The sequence below is a fragment of the Nocardioides secundeburneus genome (assembly GCF_039939255.1).
In the GTDB taxonomy this organism is placed as follows: Bacteria; Actinomycetota; Actinomycetes; order Propionibacteriales; family Nocardioidaceae; genus Nocardioides.
In genome coordinates this window covers 418372-444600 of sequence record NZ_JBDUUE010000006.1, presented here as the reverse complement: position 1 = coordinate 444600, position 26229 = coordinate 418372, and the positions used below count along the sequence as shown (strand labels likewise).

At 72.3% G+C, this 26229-nt stretch carries 27 protein-coding genes; 15 read left to right on the top strand and 12 right to left on the bottom strand.

Going from position 1 to position 26229, the window contains the following annotated elements:
* Positions 1–2: 2 nt before the first annotated feature.
* Complete coding sequence (locus ABFT23_RS18445) at positions 3–254, bottom strand: WhiB family transcriptional regulator (protein ID WP_347897816.1); 252 nt, start codon at positions 252–254, stop codon at positions 3–5.
* 211 nt (positions 255–465) lie between these two features.
* On the opposite strand from ABFT23_RS18445, the gene ABFT23_RS18440 reads away from it, so the two are divergent.
* Positions 466–849: a hypothetical protein gene (locus tag ABFT23_RS18440; RefSeq protein WP_347897814.1), complete on the top strand. Its 384-nt coding sequence runs from the start codon at positions 466–468 to the stop codon at positions 847–849.
* Between the two features lie 212 nt (positions 850–1061).
* Here the strand turns inward: ABFT23_RS18440 and ABFT23_RS18435 are convergent, their stop codons facing one another.
* From ABFT23_RS18435 to sodN, 3 genes are all read right to left on the bottom strand, one after another.
* On the bottom strand, positions 1062–1883 hold the full coding sequence (locus ABFT23_RS18435; protein WP_347897812.1) for an RNA polymerase sigma factor SigF: 822 nt from the start codon (positions 1881–1883) through the stop codon (positions 1062–1064).
* Position 1884: 1 nt separating this feature from the next.
* Entirely contained in the window at positions 1885–2298 is a 414-nt protein-coding gene (locus tag ABFT23_RS18430; RefSeq protein ID WP_347897811.1) for an ATP-binding protein, read from the bottom strand.
* A gap of 183 nt (positions 2299–2481) precedes the next feature.
* A complete protein-coding gene (gene sodN, locus ABFT23_RS18425; protein ID WP_347897810.1) occupies positions 2482–2883 on the bottom strand; it encodes a superoxide dismutase, Ni in 402 nt (133 codons plus the stop codon).
* A gap of 57 nt (positions 2884–2940) precedes the next feature.
* On the opposite strand from sodN, the gene ABFT23_RS18420 reads away from it, so the two are divergent.
* The 3 genes from ABFT23_RS18420 to ABFT23_RS18410 all read left to right on the top strand — a co-directional run bounded on the left by ABFT23_RS18420 (position 2941) and on the right by ABFT23_RS18410 (position 5509).
* A complete protein-coding gene (locus ABFT23_RS18420; RefSeq protein WP_347897808.1) occupies positions 2941–3270 on the top strand; it encodes a S24 family peptidase in 330 nt (109 codons plus the stop codon).
* A gap of 77 nt (positions 3271–3347) precedes the next feature.
* Complete coding sequence (locus ABFT23_RS18415; RefSeq protein WP_457623695.1) at positions 3348–4538, top strand: NAD(P)-dependent malic enzyme; 1191 nt, start codon at positions 3348–3350, stop codon at positions 4536–4538.
* A gap of 38 nt (positions 4539–4576) precedes the next feature.
* Positions 4577–5509, top strand: a complete 933-nt coding sequence (locus tag ABFT23_RS18410; RefSeq protein ID WP_347897806.1) for a hypothetical protein — start codon at positions 4577–4579, stop codon at positions 5507–5509.
* Positions 5510–5516: 7 nt separating this feature from the next.
* Here the strand turns inward: ABFT23_RS18410 and zwf are convergent, their stop codons facing one another.
* Positions 5517–6959 (bottom strand): glucose-6-phosphate dehydrogenase, encoded by a 1443-nt coding sequence (gene zwf, locus ABFT23_RS18405; RefSeq protein ID WP_347897804.1) that lies wholly within the window; start codon positions 6957–6959, stop codon positions 5517–5519.
* A gap of 59 nt (positions 6960–7018) precedes the next feature.
* Between zwf and ABFT23_RS18400 the strand changes: the two genes are divergently transcribed.
* From ABFT23_RS18400 to ABFT23_RS18380, 5 genes are all read left to right on the top strand, one after another.
* Positions 7019–7987 carry a zinc-binding dehydrogenase gene (locus ABFT23_RS18400; RefSeq protein ID WP_347897802.1) on the top strand — a complete coding sequence of 323 codons (969 nt, stop codon included), beginning with the start codon at positions 7019–7021 and terminating at the stop codon, positions 7985–7987.
* A complete protein-coding gene (locus ABFT23_RS18395; RefSeq protein ID WP_347897800.1) occupies positions 7987–8682 on the top strand; it encodes an SDR family oxidoreductase in 696 nt (231 codons plus the stop codon). The genes ABFT23_RS18400 and ABFT23_RS18395 overlap by 1 nt, the downstream gene beginning before the upstream one ends.
* A gap of 168 nt (positions 8683–8850) precedes the next feature.
* Positions 8851–9555, top strand: a complete 705-nt coding sequence (locus ABFT23_RS18390) for a hypothetical protein (RefSeq protein WP_347897798.1) — start codon at positions 8851–8853, stop codon at positions 9553–9555.
* Positions 9552–10391, top strand: a complete 840-nt coding sequence (locus ABFT23_RS18385; protein ID WP_347897796.1) for a HoxN/HupN/NixA family nickel/cobalt transporter — start codon at positions 9552–9554, stop codon at positions 10389–10391. Before ABFT23_RS18390 ends, ABFT23_RS18385 begins: the two co-directional genes overlap by 4 nt.
* Before the next feature lie 54 nt (positions 10392–10445).
* Complete coding sequence (locus ABFT23_RS18380; RefSeq protein WP_347897795.1) at positions 10446–15221, top strand: Ig-like domain repeat protein; 4776 nt, start codon at positions 10446–10448, stop codon at positions 15219–15221.
* A gap of 112 nt (positions 15222–15333) precedes the next feature.
* Here the strand turns inward: ABFT23_RS18380 and ABFT23_RS18375 are convergent, their stop codons facing one another.
* Genes ABFT23_RS18375 through ABFT23_RS18365 form a run of 3 tightly spaced genes read right to left on the bottom strand, consistent with a single transcriptional unit; the run spans position 15334 to position 18103 of the window.
* On the bottom strand, positions 15334–16809 hold the full coding sequence (locus ABFT23_RS18375) for an amidase (protein WP_347897794.1): 1476 nt from the start codon (positions 16807–16809) through the stop codon (positions 15334–15336).
* Between the two features lie 9 nt (positions 16810–16818).
* The gene (locus ABFT23_RS18370; protein WP_347897792.1) at positions 16819–17436 is read right to left on the bottom strand and encodes an HAD family hydrolase; all 618 of its coding nucleotides are present in this window, start codon (positions 17434–17436) and stop codon (positions 16819–16821) included.
* Positions 17437–17473: 37 nt separating this feature from the next.
* Entirely contained in the window at positions 17474–18103 is a 630-nt protein-coding gene (locus ABFT23_RS18365) for a TetR family transcriptional regulator (RefSeq protein ID WP_347897790.1), read from the bottom strand.
* 121 nt (positions 18104–18224) lie between these two features.
* On the opposite strand from ABFT23_RS18365, the gene ABFT23_RS18360 reads away from it, so the two are divergent.
* Genes ABFT23_RS18360 through ABFT23_RS18350 form a run of 3 tightly spaced genes read left to right on the top strand, consistent with a single transcriptional unit; the run spans position 18225 to position 20711 of the window.
* Entirely contained in the window at positions 18225–19343 is a 1119-nt protein-coding gene (locus tag ABFT23_RS18360; protein ID WP_347897788.1) for a flavin reductase family protein, read from the top strand.
* 13 nt (positions 19344–19356) lie between these two features.
* A complete protein-coding gene (locus ABFT23_RS18355) occupies positions 19357–20475 on the top strand; it encodes a fatty acid desaturase family protein (RefSeq protein WP_347897786.1) in 1119 nt (372 codons plus the stop codon).
* Between the two features lie 17 nt (positions 20476–20492).
* Entirely contained in the window at positions 20493–20711 is a 219-nt protein-coding gene (locus ABFT23_RS18350) for a hypothetical protein (protein WP_347897785.1), read from the top strand.
* A 161-nt stretch (positions 20712–20872) separates the two neighbouring features.
* Here ABFT23_RS18350 and ABFT23_RS18345 read toward each other — a convergent pair whose 3' ends face one another.
* Together ABFT23_RS18345 and ABFT23_RS18340 are read right to left on the bottom strand one after the other, a co-directional pair.
* Positions 20873–21484: a hypothetical protein gene (locus tag ABFT23_RS18345; RefSeq protein WP_347897783.1), complete on the bottom strand. Its 612-nt coding sequence runs from the start codon at positions 21482–21484 to the stop codon at positions 20873–20875.
* Positions 21481–22833, bottom strand: a complete 1353-nt coding sequence (locus tag ABFT23_RS18340) for an MFS transporter (protein ID WP_347897781.1) — start codon at positions 22831–22833, stop codon at positions 21481–21483. The genes ABFT23_RS18345 and ABFT23_RS18340 overlap by 4 nt, the downstream gene beginning before the upstream one ends.
* 36 nt (positions 22834–22869) lie before the next feature.
* On the opposite strand from ABFT23_RS18340, the gene arr reads away from it, so the two are divergent.
* The gene (gene arr, locus ABFT23_RS18335) at positions 22870–23343 is read left to right on the top strand and encodes an NAD(+)--rifampin ADP-ribosyltransferase (protein ID WP_347897779.1); all 474 of its coding nucleotides are present in this window, start codon (positions 22870–22872) and stop codon (positions 23341–23343) included.
* Here the strand turns inward: arr and ABFT23_RS18330 are convergent.
* The gene (locus tag ABFT23_RS18330; protein WP_347897777.1) at positions 23334–23756 is read right to left on the bottom strand and encodes an MmcQ/YjbR family DNA-binding protein; all 423 of its coding nucleotides are present in this window, start codon (positions 23754–23756) and stop codon (positions 23334–23336) included. The two genes, arr and ABFT23_RS18330, sit on opposite strands and share 10 nt — an antisense overlap.
* A 4-nt stretch (positions 23757–23760) precedes the next feature.
* Positions 23761–24408 (bottom strand): acetoacetate decarboxylase family protein, encoded by a 648-nt coding sequence (locus ABFT23_RS18325; RefSeq protein WP_347897775.1) that lies wholly within the window; start codon positions 24406–24408, stop codon positions 23761–23763.
* A 23-nt stretch (positions 24409–24431) separates the two neighbouring features.
* Between ABFT23_RS18325 and ABFT23_RS18320 the strand changes: the two genes are divergently transcribed.
* Together ABFT23_RS18320 and ABFT23_RS18315 are read left to right on the top strand one after the other, a co-directional pair.
* Positions 24432–24752 carry an antibiotic biosynthesis monooxygenase family protein gene (locus ABFT23_RS18320; protein WP_347897773.1) on the top strand — a complete coding sequence of 107 codons (321 nt, stop codon included), beginning with the start codon at positions 24432–24434 and terminating at the stop codon, positions 24750–24752.
* A 62-nt stretch (positions 24753–24814) separates the two neighbouring features.
* Positions 24815–26215, top strand: coding sequence for a glycine--tRNA ligase (locus ABFT23_RS18315; protein WP_347897771.1), 1401 nt, complete (start codon positions 24815–24817; stop codon positions 26213–26215).
* Positions 26216–26229 lie beyond the last annotated feature (14 nt).

Genomic DNA, 26229 nt, shown 5'->3' with positions numbered 1-26229 from the left:
GCTCAGGCCGTGCGGACGCGGGCGCGGGCGTTGCGGCGCTTGAGGGCGCGGCGCTCGTCCTCGCTCAGGCCGCCCCAGACCCCGTGGTCCTGTCCGGCCTCGAGGGCCCAGGCGAGGCACTGCTCGCGCACGTCGCACCGTCGGCACACCTGCTTGGACTCCTCGATCTGGAGGATGGCCGGGCCGGTGTTGCCGATGGGGAAGAACAGCTCCGGGTCCTCGTCGAGGCACGCAGAACGGTGACGCCAATCCATGGCAGGTGGATCCTTCGAAGTCGATACGTGCAGGCAGGGATGCTCAGGCCTGCGGGCAGCCGTGAATCCTCGTGTGTGAAGGATTTCACGAACGCCGGACCACTGTTGCAACTATCGCGGCTGCGTTCAAGTGTTTCGCCCGGTCGGTTGCATCACAACCGGACCAGGTGGGTGGCTCCCCATTGCCAGAAACGACAGTACCCTCCTCGACGTGCCTGATGCGTCCGTCTCCTCGCCGCTGCCGCGCGGCCTCCTCCTCGCGGCCGTCGTCGTGGGCGTCGAGGGCCTGGTGCTGCTCGCGCTCGCCGTCGCAGGTCTCGTCGACCGGGTGCCGGGCAGCGTCGAGGTCTCCATCTCCGTCGCGGTGTTCTTCGCCGTCTACGGAGCCGGGCTGCTGTTCTGCTCGTGGGGCCTCACGCGCCTCGAGGGGTGGACCCGGGGGCCGGTGCTCATCACCCAGCTGATCGTGCTCGGCATCGCCTGGAACGCGCGCGAGAACGCCGCTCTGGCCCTCGGGCTGGCCGTCGTCGGCATCGTCACGATCGTTGCGATGCTGCGACCGGCGAGCGTCGCGGCGCTGCTCGGCGAGCGCTAGCCGGGGTAAGCGCGACACGTTGTTACCGAATGCTGGCCGTCGTGTTCTCGGCGCGTGGGCTGAGCGTGGGTCGCGCCTGCGTACGGTTGTGGTCGTTGGCCGAGGTCGCGCGGATCTGGGGGGATCGCACGACCGGGCCACGCACACCGTGACCCGCTCGGCCGCCTCTGGGGGAAGGCAGCCTCGAGCGGGTCTCGTGTGTTCTCTCGTCGCTAGTGATCAGCCGAGTCGAGGGACTCGCGCAGCTGGGCGAGGGTGCGGGTCAGCAGGCGCGAGACGTGCATCTGCGAGACCCCGATCTCCTCGGCGATCTGCGACTGCGTCATGTTCTTGAAGAACCGCAGCAGCAGGATCCGCTTCTCCCGTGCCGGCAGCTGCTCGAGCAGCGGCTTGAGCGACTCGCGGATCTCGACGTGGGCCAGGCCCTCGTCGTCGATGCCGATGGCGTCGAGCATGCTCGAGGAGTCGTCGTCGTTGTCGCTCGTGGCGTCGAGGGAGAGCGTCGAGTAGGCGTTGCTCGACTCGATGCCCTCGACGATCTCCTCCACCGTGCAGCCGATCGACTCGGCGAGCTCGCGCGGGGTCGGGGAGCGGCCCAGGGTCTGGGTCAGCTCGGCCGTCGCCGCGCCGATCTGCATGCGCAGCTCCTGCAGACGCCGGGGCACCCGGATGGCCCAGCCCTTGTCGCGGAAGTAGCGCTTGATCTCGCCGATGATCGTGGGCGTGGCGTAGGTGGAGAACTCGACGCCCCGGTCGGTGTCGAACCGGTCGATCGACTTGATCAGCCCGATGGTGCCGACCTGCACGAGGTCCTCGAACGGCTCGCCGCGGTTGCGGAAGCGGCGGGCGCAGTGCTCGACCAGCGGCAGGTGGAGGTGCACCAGCGCGTCGCGGGCGTGGGTGCGCGCGGCCTCGGAGGCGAGGTCGGCGCGCATCGCGACGAACAGCTCGGCGCTGCGGCGCCGGGTCTGCTCGATGCGGGTCTGGCGCTCGTCGGCGGCCGGGCCCTGCTCCCGAGTGTCGGGCTCTGCCATGTCAGGCGCCGTCGCCGAACGCCGACGAGGTCATGGTCATCTCGACGGCGAACCGGCCGCCCGCGGAGGAGATGTCGGCCGACGAGGCCAGGGTGTCGAGCACCTGCCAGGCGAAGCTGTCGAGGTCGGGCACCGGGTTGCCGGCGGCCTCGACGGCGATGCCGACGACCATGCGCCCCGGCGCGAGGTGGAACGTGGCGACGAGGTCGCTGCCCTCGTCGGCGTGCTCGAGCACCATGGCGTTGGCCTCGCCGACGGCGATGCGGAGGTCCTCGATGTCGTCGATGGTGAAGTCGAGGCGCGCGGCGAGGCCGGCGGTGGTGGTGCGCAGCACGGAGGCGTAGGCGCTGTCGGCCGGCAGGCGGAGCTCGACGTCGGCTCGTCCGACGGGCTGGTCGGGCTGGGTGACTGACATCGGTGAGGATCCTTCGTTCACTGGTGGGCCGACGGGGGCGACCCTACCGCCACCCGACCGGGGGCCGGGTGGGGTCGTGCCGACCACCTCACCGCGTGGGTCGGGGCCGTCGTCCAGACGCACGAACGCCGCGCTCCCCGGCCCGGTGGGCGGGGAGCGCGGCGTCCGCGGGTGGCCTCGGGATCAGCCCTTCTTGGTCTCCCAGAAGATCTCGGCGATCTCGTCGATCTTGGCGAGCAGCTGGTCGGCGACCTCGGCGTCCATGGAGCCCTTGGTGCCGGTGGCGCCGGCGAGCTTGGTGGCCTCGTTGACCAGCGTGTGCAGCTGCGGGTACTTCTCGAAGTGCGGCGGCTTGAAGTAGTCGGTCCAGAGCACCCACAGGTGGTGCTTGACCAGCTCGGAGCGCTGCTCCTTGATCAGCACCGCGCGGGTGCGGAAGTCGGGGTCGTCGTTGTCGGCGAGCTTGGCGATGACGGCCTTGATCGACTCGGCCTCGATGCGCGCCTGGGCCGGGTCGTAGACGCCGCAGGGGAGGTCGCAGTGGGCCTGCGCCTCGATCGTGGGCGCGAAGAAGCGGGAGAGCATGGGTTTCCTCTCGGGTCAGTCCAAGGAGACGGGTGGGCAGTTGCGACACTACTCCGCGTGGCGACCCCTCGATCCGCACCCCTGGGGATGGTGGTGGTCCGTGGCCGCTCGATGCTGCCGGGCCTGCGCGACGGCGACCGGCTGCTCGTCCGCTACAGCGCCGCGGTGCGTGTCGGAGCGGTCGTCGTGGCCCGGTTGCGCGACGGCACGGTGGCGGTCAAGCGGGTGGCCGGGCGTCTTGACACCGGGTGGTGGCTGCTGAGCGACAACGCCGACGAGGGGCTGGGCGACTCCCGCGCCTACGGCGCCGTCCCGGACGACGAGGTGCTGGCCGTCGCGTGGTGCCGGGTGTGGCCACGGCCGCGGGCGCTGCGCCGACGGGTGTGACCTGGATCTCCCGGGATGTCCCGAGACGTCGGGAGTGGCCGGTGAGCGGTGTGGAAGTATCGCGAACCGTGGCTGAGATGACTCCCGGACCCGTGTCGACCGACCACCCGCGCGCCGGCGACCCGGTCTTCGACCTGCACGTCGGGGGCAAGATGGAGACGGTCTCGACCGTCGCCCTCGCCGACAAGGACGACCTCTCGCTGGCCTACACGCCCGGCGTCGCCCTGGTGTGCGAGGCGATCGCCGCCGACCCGTCGCTGACCCAGCACTACACCTGGGTGCCGAACGTGGTCGCGGTCGTCACCGACGGCACCGCGGTGCTCGGCCTCGGCGACATCGGGCCCGCCGCGGCCATGCCGGTCATGGAGGGCAAGGCGGTGCTGTTCAAGCAGTTCGGCGGGGTCGACGGCGTCCCGATCTGCCTCGACACGACCGACACCGAGGAGATCATCGAGACCGTCGTGCGGCTCGCGCCGAGCTTCGGCGGCATCAACCTCGAGGACATCTCCGCCCCACGCTGCTTCGAGATCGAGGACCGGCTCAAGGAGCGCCTCGACATCCCGGTCTTCCACGACGACCAGCACGGCACCGCCGTCGTCGCGCTCGCCGCGCTCGAGAACGCGTTGAAGCTCACCGGCCGCGACGCCGCCACCACGCGCGTCGTCATCTCCGGCGCCGGTGCTGCCGGCGTCGCGATCGCCAAGATCCTCATCGAGGCCGGCATCACCGACATCGCCGTCACCGACCGCAAGGGCGTCGTCCACTCGGGCCGCAGCGACCTGACGCCGGTGAAGAAGGCGCTGGCCGAGATCACCGCCGACCGCGCCGGGCGCAGCGGCTCGCTCGCCGACGTCCTCGACGGCGCCGACGTCTACCTCGGCGTCTCCGGCGGCACGATCCCCGAGGAGGACGTCGCGCGCATGGCACCCGAGGCCATCATCTTCGCGATGGCGAACCCGACCCCGGAGGTGCACCCCGACGTCGCGCACAAGTACGCGCGGGTCGTGGCCACCGGTCGCTCGGACTTCCCCAACCAGATCAACAACGTGCTCGCGTTCCCGGGCATCTTCCGGGGCGCCTTCGACGTGCACGCCACCGCGATCACCGAGGGCATGAAGGTCGCCGCGGCCACCGCGCTGGCCGATCTCGTCGGCGACGAGCTGCGCGAGGACTACGTGATCCCCTCGCCGTTCGACCCGCGGGTCGGGCCGGCGGTGGCCACCGCCGTCGCGGCCGCCGCCCGCGCCGACGGGGTCGCGCGCCGCTGACGCGTTTGCCGGCCCGGCCACGGTGGCACGGTGCCGGCATGAGACGCGCTGTCGTGGCCCTCCCGGTCCTGCTGCTGGCCCTCGCCGGCTGCGGCGACGGCGGCAGCCCGGACGACGCCGACGACCCCAGCCCGAGCCGCACGACCGCCGAGGCGATCAGCGCCTGCGGCGACCTCACCGACGCCGACGTCGCGCGCCTGACCGGGCAGGGCGACGTCACGCACGTGGAGAAGCAGCAGCCGTTCGGCTCGGTGTGCACCTTCACCGCCGACGGCTCACCGAGCGTGATGATCCTGGCCGGCGGCGGTGCGACCACGGCCGCCGACATCGTCGAGCTGTCGACCCCGACCTCCGACGAGGGCGAGGTCAGCACCGAGGACGTCGAGGTGCCCGGCACCGACGAGGCGCTGCTCGTCACCGACACCTCCTACGACCTGACGACGACGTCGCTGGTCGCGGTCGTCGGCGACGTCGGCTACACCGTCTACGGCACCGGTCCGACGGCGGACGACGAGGGCCGCGTCGCGATCGCGGTGCTGACGATCCTGCTCGGCGGCACCTCCGACGTCCCCGACGCCGAGCCGCAGGCGCACCCGTGCGACGCCCTGACCGGCGAGGAGGTCGGCACCGTGCTCGACACGAGGGTCACGGCCCAGCGCGGCGAGCTGGGCGACGGTCTCCGCTGCACCTACGGCGGCCCCGACGGTGTCGGCGTCCTGGTCTACACCCTGGATCGCACGGCGCCGGTCGAGTCCCTCGCCGACAGTGCGGAGCGACAGGGGGCGGCAATCGAGGAGGTCCCGGTCGGGGACGGCGGCGTGGCGCGCCTCGTGCAGCGCGACAGCCTCGACGTCGCCACCGTGTACGTCGCGACCACGCGGGGTGTCTTCGTGCTCGACGTCGACGCCACCGACGATCCGGCCCGCTCGGTGGCGGTGGCCCGCGAGCTGGCGCCGCTGTTGGCGGGCTGAGCGGTCGTCAGCCGCCGGTGACGTTCGGGTCGCGCCAGGTGCGCTCGAAGGGCAGGCGCCAGGCGTGCGGGGCGACGAGCTGGTGGATCGCGTTGGGGCCCCACGAGCCCGGCGTGTAGCCGCGCACCGGCACCGGGTGGTCGAGCAGCTGCTGGGACTTCTCCCACAGCGTCTCGATGCCCTGGGCCGAGGTGAAGAGCGTGTGGTCGCCGCGCATCGCGTCGTGGATGAGCCGCTCGTAGGCCTCCAGCACCAGGCCCTTGCTCGTGGTGTCGTTGGTGGCGAACTGCATCGACAGCTTCTCCAGCTTCATGCCGGTGCCGGGGCGCTTGCCGTAGAACGACAGCGACATGCGCGACTGGTCGGCGAGGTCGAAGGTCAGGTGGTCGGGGCCCTGGGTGCCGGCGTTCGACCCGGCGGGGAACATCGACAGGGGTGGCTCCTTGAAGGCGATCGAGATGATGCGCGCCCCCTCGGCCAGCTTCTTGCCCGTGCGCAGGTAGAACGGCACGCCGGCCCAGCGCCAGTTGTCGATCTCGACCTTCAGCGCGATGAAGGTCTCGGTGTCGGAGTCGTCGCTGACCCCCTCCTTGCCGCGGTAGCCGGTGTACTGACCCCGGACGACGTTGTGCGGCTCGATCGGGCGCATCGAGCGGAAGACCTTGAGCTTCTCCTCGCCGATGGGCCCGGGCGCCAGGGTCGTCGGCGGCTCCATCGCCATGAACGCCAGCACCTGCATGAGGTGGGTGACGACCATGTCGCGGTAGGCGCCGGTGGACTCGTAGAACTTGGTGCGGCCCTCGAGCCCCAGCGTCTCGGGGACGTCGATCTGCACGTGGTCGATGAAGTTGCGGTTCCAGATCGGCTCGAACAGGCCGTTGGCGAAGCGGAACGCGAGGATGTTCTGCGCCGCCTCCTTGCCGAGGAAGTGGTCGATGCGGAAGACCTGGTCCTCGCTGAAGACCTGGTGCACCTCGTGGTTGAGCCGCTTCGCCGAGGCGAGGTCGGTGCCGAACGGCTTCTCCATGATCACCCGCGACCGCTCCACCAGACCGGCCGCGTCCAGCTCGTGGATGACGTCGAGCGCGGCCTTGGGCGGCACGCTCAGGTAGTGCAGCCGCCGGACGTCGTCGACCGGGCCGAGCTCGGCCTCGAGCTCGGCCACCACGGCGGCGAGCGCCGCCGGGCCGGCCGACGTCGAGACGTAGTGCAGGTGCTCGCTGAACGGGGCCCAGCGCTCGTCGGTGATCTCGCCCTTGCCGAACTCCTCGCAGGCCGCGCGGGCCAGCTTGTCGAAGGCCTCGCGGTCGAGCTCCTCGAGCGAGGTGCCGACGATGCGCATCTCCGGGACCAGGTCGGCCTCGTCGAGGCGGAGCAGTCCGGGCAGCAGCTTGCGCTTGGCGAGGTCGCCGGTGGCGCCGAAGAGGACGACGACGGTGGGGTGGTCCATGACCCTCACGTTAGGCCTCCCTCATGACGAGCAGGTGACGCACCACTACGGTCGAGGACATGTTCGCTGTCTACGCCGAGTCCTTCTCCGCTGACAACCCCCTCGACGGCCTGGTGCTCGGTGAGCGGCCGGAGCCCGAGGCCCCCGACGGCTGGACGACGGTGACCGTCAAGGCCGCCTCGCTCAACCACCACGACATGTGGTCGCTGCGCGGCGTCGGCCTCAAGCAGGAGCAGCTGCCGATGATCCTCGGCTGCGACGCCGCCGGGCTCGACGACGACGGCAACGAGGTCGTCGTCCACGCCGTCATCAGCGACCCGTCGTGGACCGGCGACGAGACCCTCGACCCGCGGCGGTCGCTGCTCTCCGAGCGGCACCAGGGCACGCTGGCCGAGCAGGTCGTCGTCCCGCGGCGCAACGTCGTCCCCAAGCCGGCCTCGCTCTCGTTCGCCGAGGCGGCGTGCCTGCCGACGGCGTGGCTGACGGCGTACCGCATGCTCTTCACCCGCGGTGGCCTCAAGGCCGGCGACACCGTGCTCGTGCAGGGCGCCGGCGGCGGGGTCGCCACGGCGTGCATCATGCTGGGCCGCGCCGCCGGGCTCAAGGTGCTCGCGACGAGCCGCGACGAGGCCAAGCGGGCCCGCGCGGTCGAGATCGGCGCCCACGAGGCATTCGAGTCCGGCGCCCGCCTGCCGGTCAAGGTCGACGCCGTCATGGAGACCGTCGGGCGTGCCACCTGGTCGCACTCGGTGCGCTCGCTGCGCCCCGGGGGCACGATCGTCACCAGCGGCACGACGTCCGGCCCGCAGCTCGACGACGCCGAGCTGACCCGCATCTTCTTCCTGCAGCTCTCGGTCGTCGGCTCGACGATGGGCACGCGCGACGAGCTCGCCTCGCTCGTCACGATGCTCGACGCCACCGGCACCCGGCCGCTGATCGACCGCGAGGTGCCGCTGACCGAGGCCCGCGACGGGTTCGCCGCCATGGCCGGCGGCGACGTGTTCGGCAAGATCGTGTTCACCGCCTGATGGGCACCCACCTCCTCACCGGCGCCGGCTCCGGCATCGGCGCCGCCCTCGCCGACCGGCTCCACGCCCGCGGCGACTCGCTCGTGCTCGTCGCGCGCTCGGTCGAGCGCGCAGGCGTGCTCGCCGGGCGCTACCCGGGCGCGAGCACGCTCGTCGTCGACCTCGTCGCGCCGGGCCTCGTGCCCGACCCCCTCGGGCCGCTGCCCGAGCGTCTCGACTCGGTCATCCACTGCGCCGGCGTCGTCGAGCTCGCGCCGGTGGCCGAGCTCGACCTGGTCTCGCTGAGCAGCCAGCTCAACGTCAACCTGGTCTCGCCGATGGTGCTCACCCGCCAGCTGGTGCCCGCCGTGCGGCGCGCGCGGGGCCTGCACCTGTTCGTGAACTCCTCGGCCGGCCTGACCGCGAGCGCGAGCTGGTCGGCCTACGCCGCCTCGAAGTTCGGGCTGCGCGCCTTCGCCGACTCGTTGCGCGCCGAGGAGACCGAGCACGGCGTCCGCGTCTCGACGGTCTACCCGAGCCGGACGGCGACGCCCATGCAGGAGAAGGTGCACCAGCAGGAGGGCCGCACCTACGACGCGTCGCGCTGGATCAGCGTCGACACCGTCGCCGACACGATCCTGCACGTGCTCGACCTGCCCGCCGACGCCACCATCCCCGAGGTCGTCGTCCGGCCGGTCGTGCCGCGCTCGGTCTGAGCCGCGCGCCTCCGGCGCGACGGTGGGTGCGTCGCTGCGACCCCGTTTCTTCACCTTCTCGTCGGCGCCGGGTCCCCGAGGACGAGCCAACCGTTCGACCGGCACCACGAGGGTCGTCCCGCGGTGCCCACGATCGGTGGGGCCGATCGGATCGACCCTCGGAGCACCGTGTCCCTGCTCGACCTCGCCGTGCTGCGGCGCCTCCCGGCGGTGGTCGTCGGGTGCCTGGCGTTCGCCGCGCTCGGCCTCGTGCTCGCCCCGCTGGCGTCGGCGCACCCCTTCGGCGACCCGCAGACCGTCGAGGTGACGGTCGACGACGGCGACGTCCGGCTGCGCTGGCAGGTCGGCGGCACCGACGACCTCACCGCGCTCGCCCTGGCCCTGGGCCTGCTGCCGCAGGACCGCGTCTACCTCGACGGCGCCACGATCTACGAGGACGGCGACGGCGACCTGCTCGCCGCGTCGCCGCGGCTCTCGGAGTACCTGCTCGACCGGGTCGACGTCCGCGCCGGTGGCACCGACTGCGACGGCGAGCTGCTGCCGGTCACCGACCTCGCGGCCGACGGAGCAGTGCTCTCGTTCGCGTGCGGTGCTCTCGCTGACGAGGCAGTGGTCGCCGTGCGCACCCTGACCGACCTCCACCCGGACTACCGCACGCTGGCCACCGGCCCCGGCGGTCAGCGCGCGGTGTACGACGACGACAACCCCGAGCACACCTGGTCCCTGACCGGTTCGCCCGAGGCGGGAGCGGCGGCCGGCAGCAGCGCCGCCGTGCAGCTGGGCTCGGTCGCGGGCCTGGTCGTCGTGGGGGGTGCGGCCGGGGCGTTCTACGTCCGCCGTCGCGGCCGCCGCGCGGAGGTGCCGGCCGGATGACGCCCGCGCTCGTCCCGATGCTCGGCCTCCCGTCCATGGGGGAGCGCCTCCCCGACCTCGTCACCTCGCCCGGCTTCGTCCCGTTCGCGCTGCTCGTCTCCTACGTCGCCGGCGCGGCCCACGCGGTCGCGCCCGGCCACGGCAAGAGCCTCGCCGCCGCGTACCTCGTCGGCAGCGACGGACGCCGTCGCGACGCCGCCTGGATGGCCGGCTCCGTCGCCGTCATGCACACCCTGTCGGTCCTCGTCGTCGCGGTCGCGTGGACCTTCCTCTCGCTGTCCGACCTGGTGCGGCTCGAGGCGCTCACGGCGTCGCTGCAGCTGGTCGCGGGCCTGCTGGTCGTCGCCACCGGCGCCTGGCTGCTGCGCCGCCGCCTGCGCGACGCCGGCGGGCACGGCCACGGGCACGGCCACGGCCACGGGCACGGGCACGGGCACGGGCACGGCCATGGGCACGGGCACGGCACCCAGACCATCGAGCGCACCGAGACCCACACCCACGCCCCCGTGCGCCGACGTCCGGGCGCCGTGCTCCTCGGCATCTCGGGTGGTCTCGTGCCGTCTCCATCGGCCTTCCTGGTGCTGGTGACCGGTCTCTACACCGGCCGCGCCGCACTCGCGCTCGCGCTCGTCGTCGCGTTCGGGCTCGGCCTCGCCTCCGTGCTGTACGGCGTCGGGCTCGCCGCACTCGCCGGCTCGGCCTGGCTCACCCGCGCCGCCGGCTCGCACCGCCTCCTCGGCCTCGCCACCCGCGTGGCCCCCGCTCTCGCCGCCGTCAGCCTCACGTTGCTCGGCTGCGCGGTCACGGCCCTCGCCGTGACCACCCTGCTCGGTTGACCGCACCCTTCCCGCACACCCTCCCTGCACACCCTCCCCAAGGAGCACTCGCGCATGACGCACTCCCCGCGTCCGCACCGTCGCCGCCTCGCGGTCCTGACGGCGCTGACCTCGCTGGCGGGCCTCGGCCTCGTCGGCGTCCCCGGACCGGCCACCGCCGGCCCCACGCTGCCGGCCACCGCGCCGACAGGGCCCGACGCCCTCGTGGGCGACCCGACGCCGCCGACCCTGACGCCGGCCGACGGCCGCTACGTCGAGGGCACGATCACCGTCGCCTCCGACGCCACCACGGCCGGTGACGACGTCACCGCGCTCACGGTCGACGGCACGCGGATCGACGCGACGGAGACCACCGGCAGCTCCCGGCTGTCGTTCGAGGTCGGCGACAACTCCATCGAGACCCGCTTCGGCAACTACGTCGTCGTCAACGGCGACCACCGCATCGACCTCACCGACGCCGTCAACGAGCGGGTCACGATCCCGGTCCCGAACGACGCGCTCACCACCGGGGACAACACGATCGAGGTCTTCACCGGCGCGATCGAGAGCTCCTGCGGGCGCAACTTCGACGACTTCGCGATCTCCGAGGTCCGCCTCGAGCTGCTCGGCGAGACCGCCGACGGCGAGGACAACGAGTTCACCTACTCCATGGGCGACGGCAGCTGCGGCACCAACACCTCGCTGCTGACCCGCGCCGAGCTGCACTTCTTCGTCGCCGGCGTGCCCGGCTCGACGACCGGGCTCACCACCGAGCTCGACACCCGCACCCTCGCCAACGGCCGCCACCGGATCGCCGCGACGACCGCGTCCGGCCAGACGACGTCGCACGTCGTCCGCGTCAACAACGCCCCCGAGGGCGCGCCGCGGATCTCCCCGACGGACGGCACCCTGGTCCGCGGCCAGCAGACCGTGACCGCCGCGACCACCGTCGACGGCTCGGGGTCGATCGCCGACCTGCTGGTCGACGGCGCCGTGCCGCCGGCGGCCACGACCCTCGCGGCCGGCACCGCGTCGTTCCGGTTCACGGTCGGCACGAACTCGATCGAGGCGCGCTACTACAACTACCTCGAGGTCAACGGCCACCACATCGACATCGGCGGCGACTGGGTCAGCGAGGCCGTCACCATCCCCGTGCCGCGGCACTACCTCGTGGCCGGCGAGAACGTCGTCCGGATCGTCACCGGCGACATCAACAGCGGCAGCGGTGCCACCCTGTGCGCGAACCGTGACGACTTCTCGCTGAGCGCCCTGTCGCTCGCAGTCGACGGCGGCACCGTCACCCCGGTCGGCAACGCCTCGACCTACGCGATGGGCGACGGCACCTGCGGCAGCAGCACCACCGCGCTGCCCGAGGCGACGCTGCGCTTCACCGTCGACGGCGTTCCGACCGCGCGCACCCTGCCGACGCTCGGCTCGGGTGACGCGCACCTGCGGATGTTCGTCGGCGGCAACGGCACCGAGGCCCGCTACGTCAACCACGTGCTGGTCAACGGCAACCGCATGGACCTCGGCGACTACGTCGGCGTGACCGCCGACCTGACGATCCCCAACGAGTGGTTGCTCCCGGGCATCAACGTCGTCGAGGTGGTCGCGGGCGCGGTCACCACGGAGTGCGGACAGAACTACGACGACTTCCCGCTCACCGACATCTCGCTCACCCCGGCTGCGGGCACGGCGACGATCACCCACCGGTCGACCAACGTCTCGGGCGCCGTCGTGCCGATCACCATCGGTGACGGCAGCTGCGGCAGCAGCTTCACCGGCACCCTGCGCGTGGGCCTCACGTTCGCCGTCGACGCCCCCGCGCAGGGTCTGCGGGCCGACGTCCGCACCGCCCTGCTCGCCGACGGCGAGCACACGGTCAGCGCGACGTCGGGCACCGGCCAGACCGCGACCCGCACCCTCGTGACCGACAACACCGCGCCGGTCATCGCCTCGAGCGTCCCGGCGACCGGTCAGCGGATCACCTCCGCCGTCGCGTTCGACCTCGACCTCGACGACCTCGCGGGCGTCGCCGGTACGCCGGTCACGACCCTCGACGGCGCCCCGCTCGCCCTCGGTGACCCGGTCGGGCCCGGCCTGGCCGCCGGCCAGCACACCATCGCGGTGCAGGCCACCGACTCGCTCGGCAACGCCGCCACCCGCGAGATCACCTTCACCAGCGCCGGCATCCCCGACGCCCCCGCGGCCCTGTCGCCCGTCTCCGGAGCCACCGGCGTCGGCCGCAGCGTCGACCTCTCGGCCCAGGTGGCCGTGGCCGGCGGCGGCGACGTCACCGCGACCTTCACCGCCGCCGACGTCGTCGTGCCGCAGACCGGCTTCCAGGGCGTCGCTGCGAAGGTCCCGACCACGCTCGCGGTCACCGGCGAGCAGAGCGTCGACACCTCCACGCTCACCCCGCTCGGCGACGGCGACCTCGCCTCGCCGTCCGGTCGCGACGTCGTCTTCCAGCGCTTCGACCTCGCCGTCGGCGAGACGCGCGCCCCGGTCGTGCGCTGGAGCGGCACCGTCGACCCCGAGCGCGTCGTCGCCCTCCGCGCCTGGGACGCCGACGCCCGCACCTGGGACGTGCTCGCCAGCTCGCGCGGCCGTCTCGAGGACGACACCGTGCTCACGGTCACCGCACCGGCGCGCTACGTCGACCGCGGCACCGTGCACGTGCTGGTCACCGGCGAGGACCCGTTCGCCGACGACATCGACGCCGGCTCGCAGGAAGGCTTCGCCGACCCGTCGGAGTACGACTTCTCGCTCGTCCACTTCACCGACACGCAGTACCTCTCCGAGGGCGCGGTCGAGCAGGAGACCGAGGCCGAGCGTGCGATCTGGAAGGCGGCGTACGGCGCCACCACCGAGTGGATCGCCGAGCACAAGACGTCGAACAAGATCGCCTACGTCGCGCACACCGGCGACATCATCGAGAACAACATCGACGCCCCCACCACCCCGGAGATGCAGGCGCAGGTCACCGGTGAGTTCGAGGTCTCCAGCGAGCTGCAGGGCACCCTCGACGCGGCCGGCGTGCCCAACCAGGTGATTGCGGGCAACCACGACAACCAGCGCGGCCGCGAGGAGGGCGCCGGCGCGATCTACAACCAGTACTACGGTCCCGGGCGCTACCAGGCGGCCGACGACACCTGGGGCACCGCGTCGTACGGCGGGCCGTGGAAGGAGGGGGACAACCAGAACAACTACGTCCTGTTCTCCGCCGGTGGTCTCGAGTTCGTCGCCGTCGGCCTGTCGTACGGCGTGACGCGCGAGGAGGCCGACTGGGCCACCTCGATCTTCCGCCGCTACCCCGACCGCAACGGCATCGTGCTCAGCCACGACTACCTGAAGCCGTCGACCAACAGTGACGGCCGCGGCTCCGGCTTCTCGGTCCCGGACGGCTCGCTGCTCTACCGGCTCGTCGTCGAGGCCAACCCCAACGTGTTCCTGGTCCTCGCCGGTCACGAGCACGGCGTCGGCACCAACATCAAGACCGGCGTCGGTGCGACCGTGACCCACGACGTCGTCGAGCTGCTCGCCGACTACCAGGCCTACACCGTCACCGCCGACGAGCTCGGGCTGACCGAGATCGGTGGCTACCTGCCGACCGACCGGCTGCGCTTCGGGGCCAGTTTCCTGCGGATGCTGCAGTTCGACGTCGACCGCGGCGAGATGATCGTCGACACCTACTCGCCGTTCCTCGACGACTTCGGAGCCGTCGACTACGACCCGGACAACCGCTACGAGGAAGAGGCGGACAACATGGTCCTGCCGGTCGACCTCACCTCGCGCAAGACCCAGTTCACCACCGACGACATCGCCGCCTTCGTGCCGCTCGAGACCGTCGGCACCGCGACCGTCGCGTCCGGCGCCACGGCCTCGACGACGTGGTCGGGCCTGGCCCCGCGGACGACGTACGGCTGGATCGCGACGGCGACCACGCCCGGCGGCGGTCGTGCCACGGCCGAGCCCGGCGTCTTCCGCACCACCCCGGCCCCGGCGTCGACGGTGACCGTCGCCGACGCCACCGTCGCGCACGCCGCGCCGGTCACGGTGCCGGTCCGGGTCGCCCCGGCCGCGGCGGGCGACGTCGCCACCGGCCCGGTCGAGGTCCGCGAGGGCGAGACGCTGCTCGGCACCGCCGACGTCGTCGACGGCGTCGCCACGGTGACCGTGCCGGCCGGGCTCGCGCCCGGGCGTCACGACCTCGTCGCGTCGTACGCCGGCGCCGGCTGGGTCGGCGGCGGCTCGGCCCCGTTCACCCTGACGGTCGGCGCGGCCGCGTCGTCGGTGACGGCCTCGGCTCCCACGGTCACCGCCGGCGCGGCGCCGGTCGTCACCGTCACGGTCGCCGGCCCCGTGCCCGCGACCGGTGAGGTCCGCGTCAGCGAGGGCTCGCGGGTGCTCGGCACCGCGACGCTCGCGGGTGGCACGGCCCGGGTCAGGCTGCCCGCCGGCCTGGCCGTCGGACGGCACCAGCTGCGGGTCGACTACCTCGGCAGCCCGCAGGTCGCGGCGGCGTCCACGACCACCACGCTGACGGTGACCGCCCGGCCCAAGGTCAGCTCGACCCTGGTCGCGCGCGCCACCCCGGCCTCGGTGCGGCGCGGGCGAGTCACGACCTTCGCGGTCACCGTGCGGGCCGGTGCGATCCCGACCGGACGGGTCACGATCATGCGCGCGGGTCGCCAGGTCGGCGCCGGCACCGTCGTGCGGGGCCGCGCGACCATCCGCGTGCGGATGAACCAGCCGGTCGGTCGCCGTACCTTCACCGTGCGCTACCTCGGCTCGGACGCCGTCCGGCCGAGCCGGACCACGGTGACGGTGCGGGTACGCAAGCGCTGACGGTCCGCGGCTGATCAGGCCGCTCCAGCACCACGTCGTCCGCCCCGGCGGGAGCCTCGGCTCCCGGCGGGGCGGAGGTCTCTGTCGGTGCGGCCCGGGCGCCGGGAGCAGGTCAGACGGGCGGTCGCCGGTCGGCCCACGGGCGGGCCTGCTCGAGCTGCGCGGCGACGCGCAGCAGCAGCCCGTCGCTGCCGAGCCGGCCGACCAGCTGCGTGCCGATCGGCAGGCCGGACGGCGTCCAGTGCAGCGGTACCGACATCGCGGGCCGGCCGGTGAGGTTGGCCAGCTGGGTGTAGGGCACCCAGCCGAGGTTCTGGGTGATCATCTGGTCGACGATCGGGGTGAGCCGCAGGACGCTTGCCGCGCGGGCGGTGAGCAGGGCGCGCTGGGCGAGCCTGATCGGCGCCGGTGCCTCGAACGCACCGATGCGCGGCGGGGGAGTCGCCGTGGTGGGGGTGAGCAGCAGGTCGTAGGACTCGTGGAACTCGGCGAGGCGGCGCACGTGCGTGTGCCGGTTCTCGATGGAGCGGATGAGGTCGACCGGGCTGGTCGCACGGCCCAGTGCGGCCATGGTGAGGGTGTCGTCCTCGAAGCCGCTGTCGCCGCTGCCCGAGACCCGCTTCGCCTCGTCGACCGAGAAGGCGCAGTAGGCGAACCAGCTGGTGAGGAAGTCCTGGGCGAGGGCGGCGTCGTCGACGGGGGCGCGGTCGAGCACGTCGACGTGGTGGCCGAGGCTCTCGAGCAGCTCGCCGGCCGCGGTGGCCGCAGCGAGCGCCTCGGGGTCGGGGGTGGGGTTGATCGCGCTGGCCGTGCACAGCCCGATGCGCAGGGTGCCGGGGTCCTGGCCGACCTCGTCGGCGTACGACGTGGCCGGCGTCGCGGGCAGGTAGGGCGACCACGGCGCCGCGCCGGCGAGGACGTCGAGCATGGCCGCGGTGTCGCGCACCGAGCGCGAGACGACGCCGTCGGTGGCGGTGCCGCCGAGGGGCTCGCCGCGGGCCGGGCCGGCGTTGACCAGGCCCCGGCTCGGCTTCAGCCCGAACAGCCCGCACGCCGAGGCGGGGATGCGGATGGAGCCGCCGCCGTCGCTCGCGCCCGCGCACGGCACGATGCCGGCCGCGACCGCCGCCGCCGAGCCGCCCGAGGAGCCGCCGGGCGTGTGGTCGGTGTGCCACGGGTTGCGCGTCGCGCCGAAGGCCACCGGCTCGGTGATGCCCTTGGCGCCGAACTCGGGGCTGTTGGTCTTGCCGAACACGGCCAGGCCAGCGTCGAGCCAGCGCCGGACGACGTCGGCGTGCTCGCCCGCGGGCGTCGTCATCAGGGACCGGGAGCCGCCCGAGGTCGGGTAGCCGGCGACGTCCTGGTGGAGGTCCTTGACCAGGAACGGCACTCCGGCGAACGGCCCGTCGGCGCCCTGCTCACCGGTGACCGGGGGCTCGACGTCGACGACGACGGCGTTGAGGGTCTCGTTGACCGCGTCGGTGCGGGCGCGGGCGGCGTTCATCAGCTCGGCGGCGCTCACCTCGCCGTCGCGGACCAGCGCGGCCAGGCCGACGGCGTCATGGGCGGCGTACTCCTCGTGCTCCATGCCGCGACCCTACTGAGCCAGGCCCTCCAGGAAGGCGCGAAAGCCGGGAACGCCCGTGAAGTGGTGCCCGGTGATGCCGAGCGACGTGGCGCCCTCGACGTTGACGAGCAAGTTGTCGACGAACACCATGTCCGACGAATCGATGCCGAGGTCGTCGAGCACGTGCTGGTAGATCGCCGGGTCGGGCTTGACGATGCCGAGCTCGGCGCTGAGGTAGATCCTCTCCATGAGCGTGCTCCACGGTGCGGTGCGGAACGGGTCGCCGAAGTCGAAGCCGGCGTTCGACAGCAGCGCCAGGCGCGTGCCGCCGTCGTGCAGCTCGACGAGCAGGTCGACGACGTCGGGCTCGACGTCGAGCCAGCTGGTGAAGTCGAGGGCCCACAGCTGCTGGATCGTCGGCAGCGACCAGGAGCGGCCGAGGAGCCGCCCGATCGCCGTCCAGTAGCCGACGACGGAGAGCGTGCCGGCGTCGAGCTCGAGCCGGTGCTGCTCGTAGGCCGCCTCGAACGTCTCGAGCGGGACGTCGGCCACGGCCGCGAGCGCCGTCCGGGCGCGGTGGGACGGCGGCCGGGAGATCACCTCGCCGTAGTCGAGGACGAGCACGCGGTCGGGGATCGAGAGGGCCACGGCTCGACCGTAGCGACGTCGTCGCCGTGCTCGGGGCTCAGTCGCGCGACTTCCACTGGAACGCGCCGATCAGCACCATGCGCAGCTGGGTGCGGGCGCGCTCGTTCACCGCCGTGACGGCGTCGGGTCGTCCGGCGCTCTCGACGATGTCCTCGGCGGTGGCGACCATCGCCATGACGATCAGGTGCGAGAGCACTTGGAGGTCCTCGCTGCTCCAGGTCTCGGTGCCGGGCAGGCGCGCGAGGTCGGTGGCGAGCTCGCGCTCGCACAGCTCGACCTGGTGGCGGATCGCGGCGCGGACGGCGAGCGGACCGGCCGCGCGCTCGCGCACGATGAACTGGAAGTGCTGACGCTCCTTCTGCACGTGGGTGACGAGCGTGTCGACGGACTGGTCGACGATGTCGCGGTAGGCCGGGTCGTGGCGCCGCACGTCGCGCAGCAGCGCGCGGAGCGAGACGAACGACTCGTCGACCAGCGCCAGGCCTAGCGACTCGATCGAGTCGAAGTGGCGGTAGAAGGCGGTGGGCACGATGCCGACCTGCTTGGCGACCTGGCGCAGGGAGAGCGCGACCAGGCTGCTGTCGTCGCACAGCTCGAGCGTCGCGTCGAGGATCGCGCGGCGGGTGCGCTGCTTGCGCTCGCCGCGCGTCTCGGTGGTGCCGGTCACCGACCCAGTCTAGGCGGTGGACGTGTGTCCACCCTCACGGGACGTCGTGCTTGACCGTATCGGGTGGTCCGACGAGACTTTTGGTGTACAGGTGTACACCGAACTCGTCTGGGAGGCTCCGATGAGCACCACCGCACCGCCGGCGTCCTTCGCGCAGCGCGTCCTGCGCTCCAAGGTCGTCGCCGCCCTCGCCTCGCCGCACGGGGTCGACCGCTACCTCGAGCTGGTGAACCCGATGTGGGCCGCCGAGGAGGTCCGCGCCCGCGTCGTCTCGGTCGAGCGCGAGAACCCCGACAGCGACGGCCCCGCCGTCGCCACCGTCACCCTGCAGCCCACCTCGACCTGGCGCGGTCACCGCGCCGGGCAGTACGTGCAGGTCGGGCTCGACCTGCCCGGCTCGGCCAGGCGGATGACCCGTTGCTTCACGATCTCCTCCGCGGCCTCGGTGCCGGGCGAGCAGATCACGCTGACGATCCGCGCGCACGACGAGGGCCAGGTCTCGAAGTGGCTGGTCGCCGCCGAGCCCGGTCTCGTGGTGCACCTGAGCCAGGCGCAGGGCGACTTCACGCTGGCCGAGAGCCCGGCGACGCCGACCAACAACCACCTGCTCTTCATCACCGGCGGCTCGGGCATCACCCCGGCGATGTCGATCGTGCGCACGCTGCTGCGCGACGGCTACGACGGCCGGGCCGGTCGCAGGGTCACCTTCCTGCACTACGCCCGCAGCGAGGCCGACCAGATCTTCGCCGCCGAGCTGGCCGAGATCGCCGCGGCCGACAACGACGTCACCGTGCACCTGCGCCACGGCGACCACGTGTTCTCCGACTTCGAGCTGCGGCGCCTCGTGCCGGCCTACGCCGACACCGACACCTGGGCCTGCGGCCCGGCGCCGATGATGGAGCTGGTCGTGGCCGCCTACGGCGACGACAACCCGCGGCTGCGCACAGAGCTGTTCAAGGCTCCCAAGCCCGCCGGCGTCGGCAGCGCCGAGGGCGACGTCACCTACACGGCGTCCGGGCAGGAGGCGGCGAACACCGGCGCCACCCTCCTCGAGCAGGCCGAGGCGCTGGGCCTCAGGCCCGAGTACGGCTGCCGCATGGGCATCTGCTTCTCCTGCACGACCCGCAAGACCGAGGGCACCGTCCGCAACGTGCTGACCGGTGCCACCTCGTCGCTGCCCGACGAGGACATCCAGATCTGCGTGACCGCCCCCGAGGGCGACTGCGCCGTCGAGCTCTAGAGAGGAACCGAGCATGTCCGCACTCCCGATGGACCCCGTGACCGAGGCGCTCGAGTCGATCGACCTCGAGGCCACCCGCAAGCTCACCGCCGAGCAGCTCGACGCGTTCGGCGCCGAGATGGACGCCATCCGCCAGCGCATCCTCGACGACCTCGGAGAGGAGGACGCCACCTACATCCGCAAGGTCGTCAAGATCCAGCGTGGCTTCGAGGTCGCCGGCCGCGCCCTGTTCTACCTGCCGCCCGCCTGGCCGCTCGCCGTCGGCGCGCTCGCGGTCTCCAAGATCATCGAGAACATGGAGATCGGCCACAACGTGATGCACGGCCAGTACGACTGGATGGGCGACCCCGGCCTCAACTCGCGCATGTACGACTGGGACAACGTGTGCCCGGGCGAGCAGTGGAAGTACAGCCACAACTACATCCACCACACGTTCACCAACGTGCTCGGCAAGGACCGCGACATCGGCTACGGCATCCTCCGCATGGACGAGGACCAGAAGTGGCACCCCTACTACCTCGGCAACCCGCTCTACGCGTTCCTGCTCATGGTGTTCTTCGAGTGGGGCGTGGCGATGCACGACCTCGAGGTCGAGAACATCGTCAACGGCACCCGCAAGATCGAGGAGAACAAGGCCCTCCACGCCGGCATCATGCGCAAGGTCAAGCGCCAGGCGCTGAAGGACTACGTGCTCTTCCCGGCGCTCACCGGTCCGCTCTTCCCGCTGACCTTCGCCGGCAACGCCACTGCCAACCTGATCCGCAACATCTGGGCCTTCAACATCATCTTCTGCGGCCACTTCCCGGCCGGCGTCGCGACCTTCACCGAGGAGGAGTGCGAGGACGAGAGCCGCGGGCACTGGTACTACCGCCAGCTGCTCGGCTCGGCCAACATCACCGGCGGCCCGCTGTTCCACCTGATGACGGGCAACCTGTCGCACCAGATCGAGCACCACCTGTTCCCCGACCTGCCCGCCCGCCGCTACCCGCAGGTGGCCGAGGAGGTGCAGGAGATCTGCGAGCGCTACGGCCTGCAGTACAACACAGGCCCGCTCGGCAAGCAGCTGTTCAGCGTGGCCAAGAAGATCTGCCGGATGGCGCTGCCGCCGAAGAAGTCCGCGGCCTCGGCCTGACCCGGCACACTGGAGGCATGAGCGACCCCGTGAGCCCCGACAAGCTGTCGCAGGCCGAGATCAACAAGGACTCCGTCCAGTCCGTCGCCGAGGCCGCCGCGACCGCGGTCGGCGAGGTGGCCACGATCATCACCGCCGCGGTCAAGGACGTCGCCACCGCCCTCGGCGGGTTCGCGACCGAGGTGTTCGAGATCCGCGAGTCGGCCCGGAAGGCGTCCGAGGACGTCGACGACTGAGCCCGGCTCGCGCTGGTCGAGGTGCGATCGACGTTGGTCGAGGTGCGACGAGCTCTGCGAGGAGCCTCGAGACCCGCCGACGATGGGCCTGGGTGCGCGGGGGCGGGTGATCTCGAGGCGAGGTCGCGGGCGACCTCGCACCTCGATCAGCGGTGGCCGGGTCAGATCAGGTTGCGGAGGCGGTCGAGGAGCGCGTCCTTGACGGCCTGCTCGACCGAGGCCGCGACCTGCTGGTTGAGCTCGTCGGCGTCGTCGAGGTCGTTCAGCAGCCGACGCAGGTCGAGGTCGTCGATCGCGCGATCGAGCACGTCGTCGGTCTTCAGGGCACCGTCGACGACGCGGTCGGGCAGGGCGCGGATGGCGGCCTCGAGGAACCGGTTGAGGTCGGCGTTGTCGAGGGCCTCGTCAGTGAGGTCGGAGATCGGAGGCAGGTCGCCGTCGTCGTCCAGCCGTTGGACGGCGGCGTGCAGGCCCTCGCGCAGGGCGTCGACCTCGGCGTCGGTGGGCTCGGCGCCCTGGCCGATCTCGAGCGTGAGCTCCTCGCGGCTGACGTCGAGACGGCAGGCGGCGCCGTCGATGCCGAGCAGCACGAGACGCTCGGTGAGGCCCTCGATGCCGTCGGACTGCGAGGTCACCTCGCGCGGGGCGCACGGGTCGGCGGTGCGGGCCGGCTCGAAGTCGCCGCCGTCCTGGGCGAGCTGGACGCCGAGCACGACCGCGACCAGCACGAGGGCGAGGGCGGGCAGGCCGAGGGCCCGGGCGGCGGGGCTCACGCCGGCCTCCGGTCCTGGCGGCGGCGGGGCACGAGCACGGTCAGCAGCGCCAGCAGCGCGATGCCGGCGCCGATGAGGAACGAGTCGCGGAACGCGCGGGTGGCGGCCCGCTCGAGCTGCTCGTCGAGGGCGGCCTCGAGGTCGCCGAGCGCCGGGCGGTCCTCGGGCGCGACCTCGACGCGGTCGAAGGCGGGGGACAGGTCGGGCACCCGGCCGCGCTCGCCCTGCAGCTCCTGGCCGAGGGACCTGGCCAGCGCGATCTTGTCGTCGGCCGGCAGGGGCGCGTCGATGACCAGGGCCGTGATCGCCTCCTGGGCCGGCTCCTGGGCGTCGAGCAGGTCGGCGGTGAAGACCGGCGTCAGCACGAGCAGCCCGGCCACGATGCCGAGGTGGCGTGAGCCGATCGTCCATGCGGCGTGCTTGGCGCGCGGCAGCCGCAGCTCCATCGCCCGGTAGGTGAGCTGGTCGACGGTGAGCCCGAGGCCGAGGCCGACGAGCGCCTGCGGGGCGATCGTCCAGGCGAGGTCGGACGACGGCGGGATGGCCAGCCCGACCAGGCCGCCGGCCACGAGCAGGCAGCCGGCTCCGACCTCGGCCGCGTGGGTGGGCCGCAGCAACCGGGCGAGCGGGTTGGCCAGCAGGGCGGCTGCCGGCACCACCGAGACGGTGATCGCCGCGGTCGCGGGGGAGTGCCGCCACCCCTCGACCAGCAGCAGCACGAGCAGGAACAGCGCTGCGGTGAGCGCCGCCGAGAGCAGGGCGAGGGTGAGGTTCGCCCGCAGGTCGGGCCGGTGGCGGTCGCCGGCCAGGGGCCGCGCCGTCCAGATAGCCAGCGCCGCCGGCACGGCCAGCACCGCGAACGGCACCTGGACGACGAAGATCGCCTGCCACGAGATCAGGTCGGTCAGCAGCCCGCCCGCGAACGGGCCGGCCGCGGTGCCGACCACGCCCGCCATCACCCAGGTCGAGACGCCGCGGCGCTCGCCGTAGGCCGCCACGAGCAGCTCGAGGCAGCCGACCAGGGCGAACGCGCCGCCGAGGGCCTGGAGGCACCGGGCGATGATGAGCACCTCGATCGAGTCCGCGAACGCGCACCACGCCGAGGCGCCCGCGAAGGCCGCGATGCCGACGGCCGAGAACAGCCGGGGCGGCACCTTCACCAGACCCATCGCCGTCGGGACGGCAACGACACCGAGCACCAGGTTGTAGGCGATCAGCACCCAGGCGACCTCGGTGACGGTGGCGTCGAGGTGCAGCAGGATGTCGGGCAGCGCGAGCGTGACCACCGCCGAGTCGGCGAGCACGAGGGCCACCGTCACGGCGAGCAGGGGGGCCACGGCACGACGCACGCGGTCATCCTGTCAGCGGGTGGGTGAGGATGAGGCATGGACACGAGCGAGGCCGCCGGCGAGCGTCCGGTGACGGTCGAGAACTGCCACGAGGTCGCGGGACCGTTCCTGCACGGCACGAAGGCGGTGCTCGCGGTCGGCGACGCGCTGGTGCCCGGGCACCACTCGAACTTCGAGCAGGGGCGAGTGATGAACCACGTCTACTTCACCACACTGGAGTCGACGGCGGCCTGGGGCGCGCAGCTCGCGACGGCACTGGCCGGGATCGACCCGGCGCTCGACCGCGGGCACGTCTACGTGGTCGAGCCGCAGGGGCCGTTCGAGGACGACCCGAACGTGACCGACAAGCGGTTCCCGGGCAACCCGACCCGCTCCTACCGCACCCGCGAGCCGCTCGTCGTCGTCGGCGAGGTCGACGACTGGCAGGGACACCCACCGCAGGCGCTGCAGCAGATGCTCGACGACCTGACCCGGCTGCGCGCCGAGGGTGCCGCCGTCATCTACGACTGAGCGGTGCCTCGGCTGCGCTCGTCGAGCAGCCGGACCAGCCTCGCGGGCGCCAGCACCCGGTAGCTCTCGGCCACCAGCTCCCCGACCTCGTCCCAGTCGGTGTCGTCGCCCAGCAGCAGACCCACGACGCCCGGCGCCCACGGCGGCTTGAAGAACGGCGGCCCGGCGTGCGTGAGGGCCAGCAGCTCCTCGCCCTGCGCGCGGAAGCTGATCATCTCCCGCGGTTCAGTGACGCCCAGGGCATAGGTGTCGCGGTCGGCCGTCATCACCATCACGTGGGCGAAGGTGCGGGTGCGCACCCGCCACCGGACGCCGTGCCAGGCGTCCTCCTCGTAGGCGTCGGGCAGGGCGAGGGCGTACGGCGCCACCCGGGCGACGTAGGCCGGGTCGGGCTCGGGACGTCCCTCGACCACGACCTCAGCCGAACGACATCCGGAAGTCGGCCATGCGGAACGAGGCGAGCTGTCGGGCCTCGCGCATGAACCCGAGCGGCCCGACGGTGTCGAAGTCCCAGCGGGCTCGCGCCGGGAGCGCCTTCGACGTCCCCTTCAGGACGGCGCCCTTCTCGCCGCCGCCCTCGGGCAGCTCGGGCTGCCGCGTCGTGCCCTTGAACGGCGTGCGCAGCGCCGCGCGCGAGACGTCGGTGAACGACGCCGAGGCGATCGGACGGCGCTTGAGCGAGGCCGACCACTCCGTCGACGACAGCGGACCCCGGTGGCTGGTCTCGAGGTCGAAGTCGCACAGGCCCTTGGGGATCGCCCACAGCTCGCGACCGCCGGCGACCGAGGCGGGGGAGTCGACCCAGATGTCGGTGATGGTGACCTTGCGGCCGTGGCCCTCGTCCTTCGCCAGGGCACGGGCGACGAGCAGCTCGGAGTAGGTGAGCGGGCTGCCCTCGTCGTAGGAGACGAACGCGGCGCCGTAGACACCCCGGGGGCGCAGGGCGCCGTCCGGCAGCCGGACGTCGTGACCCAGCCGGAAGACCGACAGCCACATCGAGCCGACCATCTGCCACGGGGCGTCGGGGTAGCTGACCTCGTCGTCGTACGGGAGCTCGGTGGTCATGGCCCCGAGACTAGGGTCGAACGGTGATCGTGGTGAACAGGTTCCGCGTGCCGGAGACCGACGGCGAGGCGTTCCGCGCCGACCTCCAACGCGCGCACGACGCGCTCGCGGCGCGGCCGGGCTACGTCGCCGGCACGATGGGGCGCAACGTCGACGACCCTGAGCTGTGGCTGCTGACCACGACCTGGGAGCACGTCGGCGCCTACCGCCGCGCGCTGTCGTCGTACGACGTCAAGCTGCACGCCGTCGCGACGCTCAGCCGGGCGCTCGACGAGCCGAGCGCCTACGAGTCGGCCGACCCCGGCACCGACCTCAATATCCGGGCGACGCGGTCGATAGGCTGAAACCCTCTCGACCCGACGATCGGCAGCCAGCCGACCGCACCCACCAGCACCAGGAGCACCCCGTGGCCAAGCCGCCCCCGTCCGCCGTCGACAACGTCGTCTCCCTCGCCAAGCGCCGAGGCTTCGTCTACCCGTGCGGCGAGATCTACGGCGGCACCCGCTCCGCCTGGGACTACGGCCCGCTCGGCGTCGAGCTGAAGGACAACATCAAGAAGCAGTGGTGGAAGTCCATGGTGCAGATGCGCGACGACGTCGTCGGCCTCGACTCCTCCATCATCCTGCCGCGCCAGACGTGGGAGGCCAGCGGTCACGTCGCGACCTTCTCCGACCCGCTCACCGAGTGCCAGAGCTGCCACAAGCGCTTCCGCGCCGACCACCTCCAGGAGGCCGCGGCCGAGAAGAAGGGCGGCGACACCAACCCCGACGACATCGACCTCGCCACGATCGCCTGCAGCAACTGCGGCACCCGCGGCGCCTGGACCGAGCCGCGCCAGTTCTCCGGCCTGCTCAAGACCTACCTCGGCGTCGTCGAGGACGAGTCGGGCCTGCACTACCTGCGCCCCGAGACCGCGCAGGGCATCTTCCTCAACTTCGCCAACGTGGTCACCAGCTCGCGCACCAAGCCGCCGTTCGGCATCGCCCAGATCGGCAAGAGCTTCCGCAACGAGATCACCCCCGGCAACTTCATCTTCCGCACCCGCGAGTTCGAGCAGATGGAGATGGAGTTCTTCGTCAAGCCCGGCGAGGACGAGGAGTGGCACCAGTACTGGATCGACGAGCGCACGCGCTGGTACGTCGAGCTCGGCATCGACAAGGACAACCTGCGTCACTACGAGCACGCGCAGGAGAAGCTCAGCCACTACTCCAAGCGCACCGTCGACATCGAGTACCGCTTCCGCTTCGCCGGCTCCGAGTGGGGCGAGCTCGAGGGCATCGCCAACCGCACCGACTTCGACCTCAAGACCCACGGCGAGGCCTCGGGCAAGGACCTCAGCTACTTCGACCAGGCCAACAACGAGCGCTACGTCCCCTACGTCATCGAGCCCGCGGCCGGCCTGAGCCGCAGCCTGATGACGTTCCTGGTCGACGCCTACGCCGAGGACGAGGCGCCCAACACCAAGGGCGGCGTCGACAAGCGCACCGTGCTGCGCCTCGACCCGCGCCTCGCACCGGTCAAGGCCGCCGTCCTGCCGCTGAGCCGCAACGCCGACCTGTCGCCGAAGGCCCGCGACCTGGCCGCCGAGCTGCGTCGTGGCTGGAACGTCGACTTCGACGACGCCGGCGCCATCGGCAAGCGCTACCGCCGCCAGGACGAGATCGGCACCCCGTTCTGCATCACCGTCGACTTCGACACCCTCGACGACGACGCCGTCACGATCCGCGAGCGCGACACCATGGCGCAGTCGCGGGTGCCGCTGTCCGGCGTGACCGCGTTCCTGGCCGAGCGACTCGTCGGCTGCTGAGGCCGTAGGGTCGA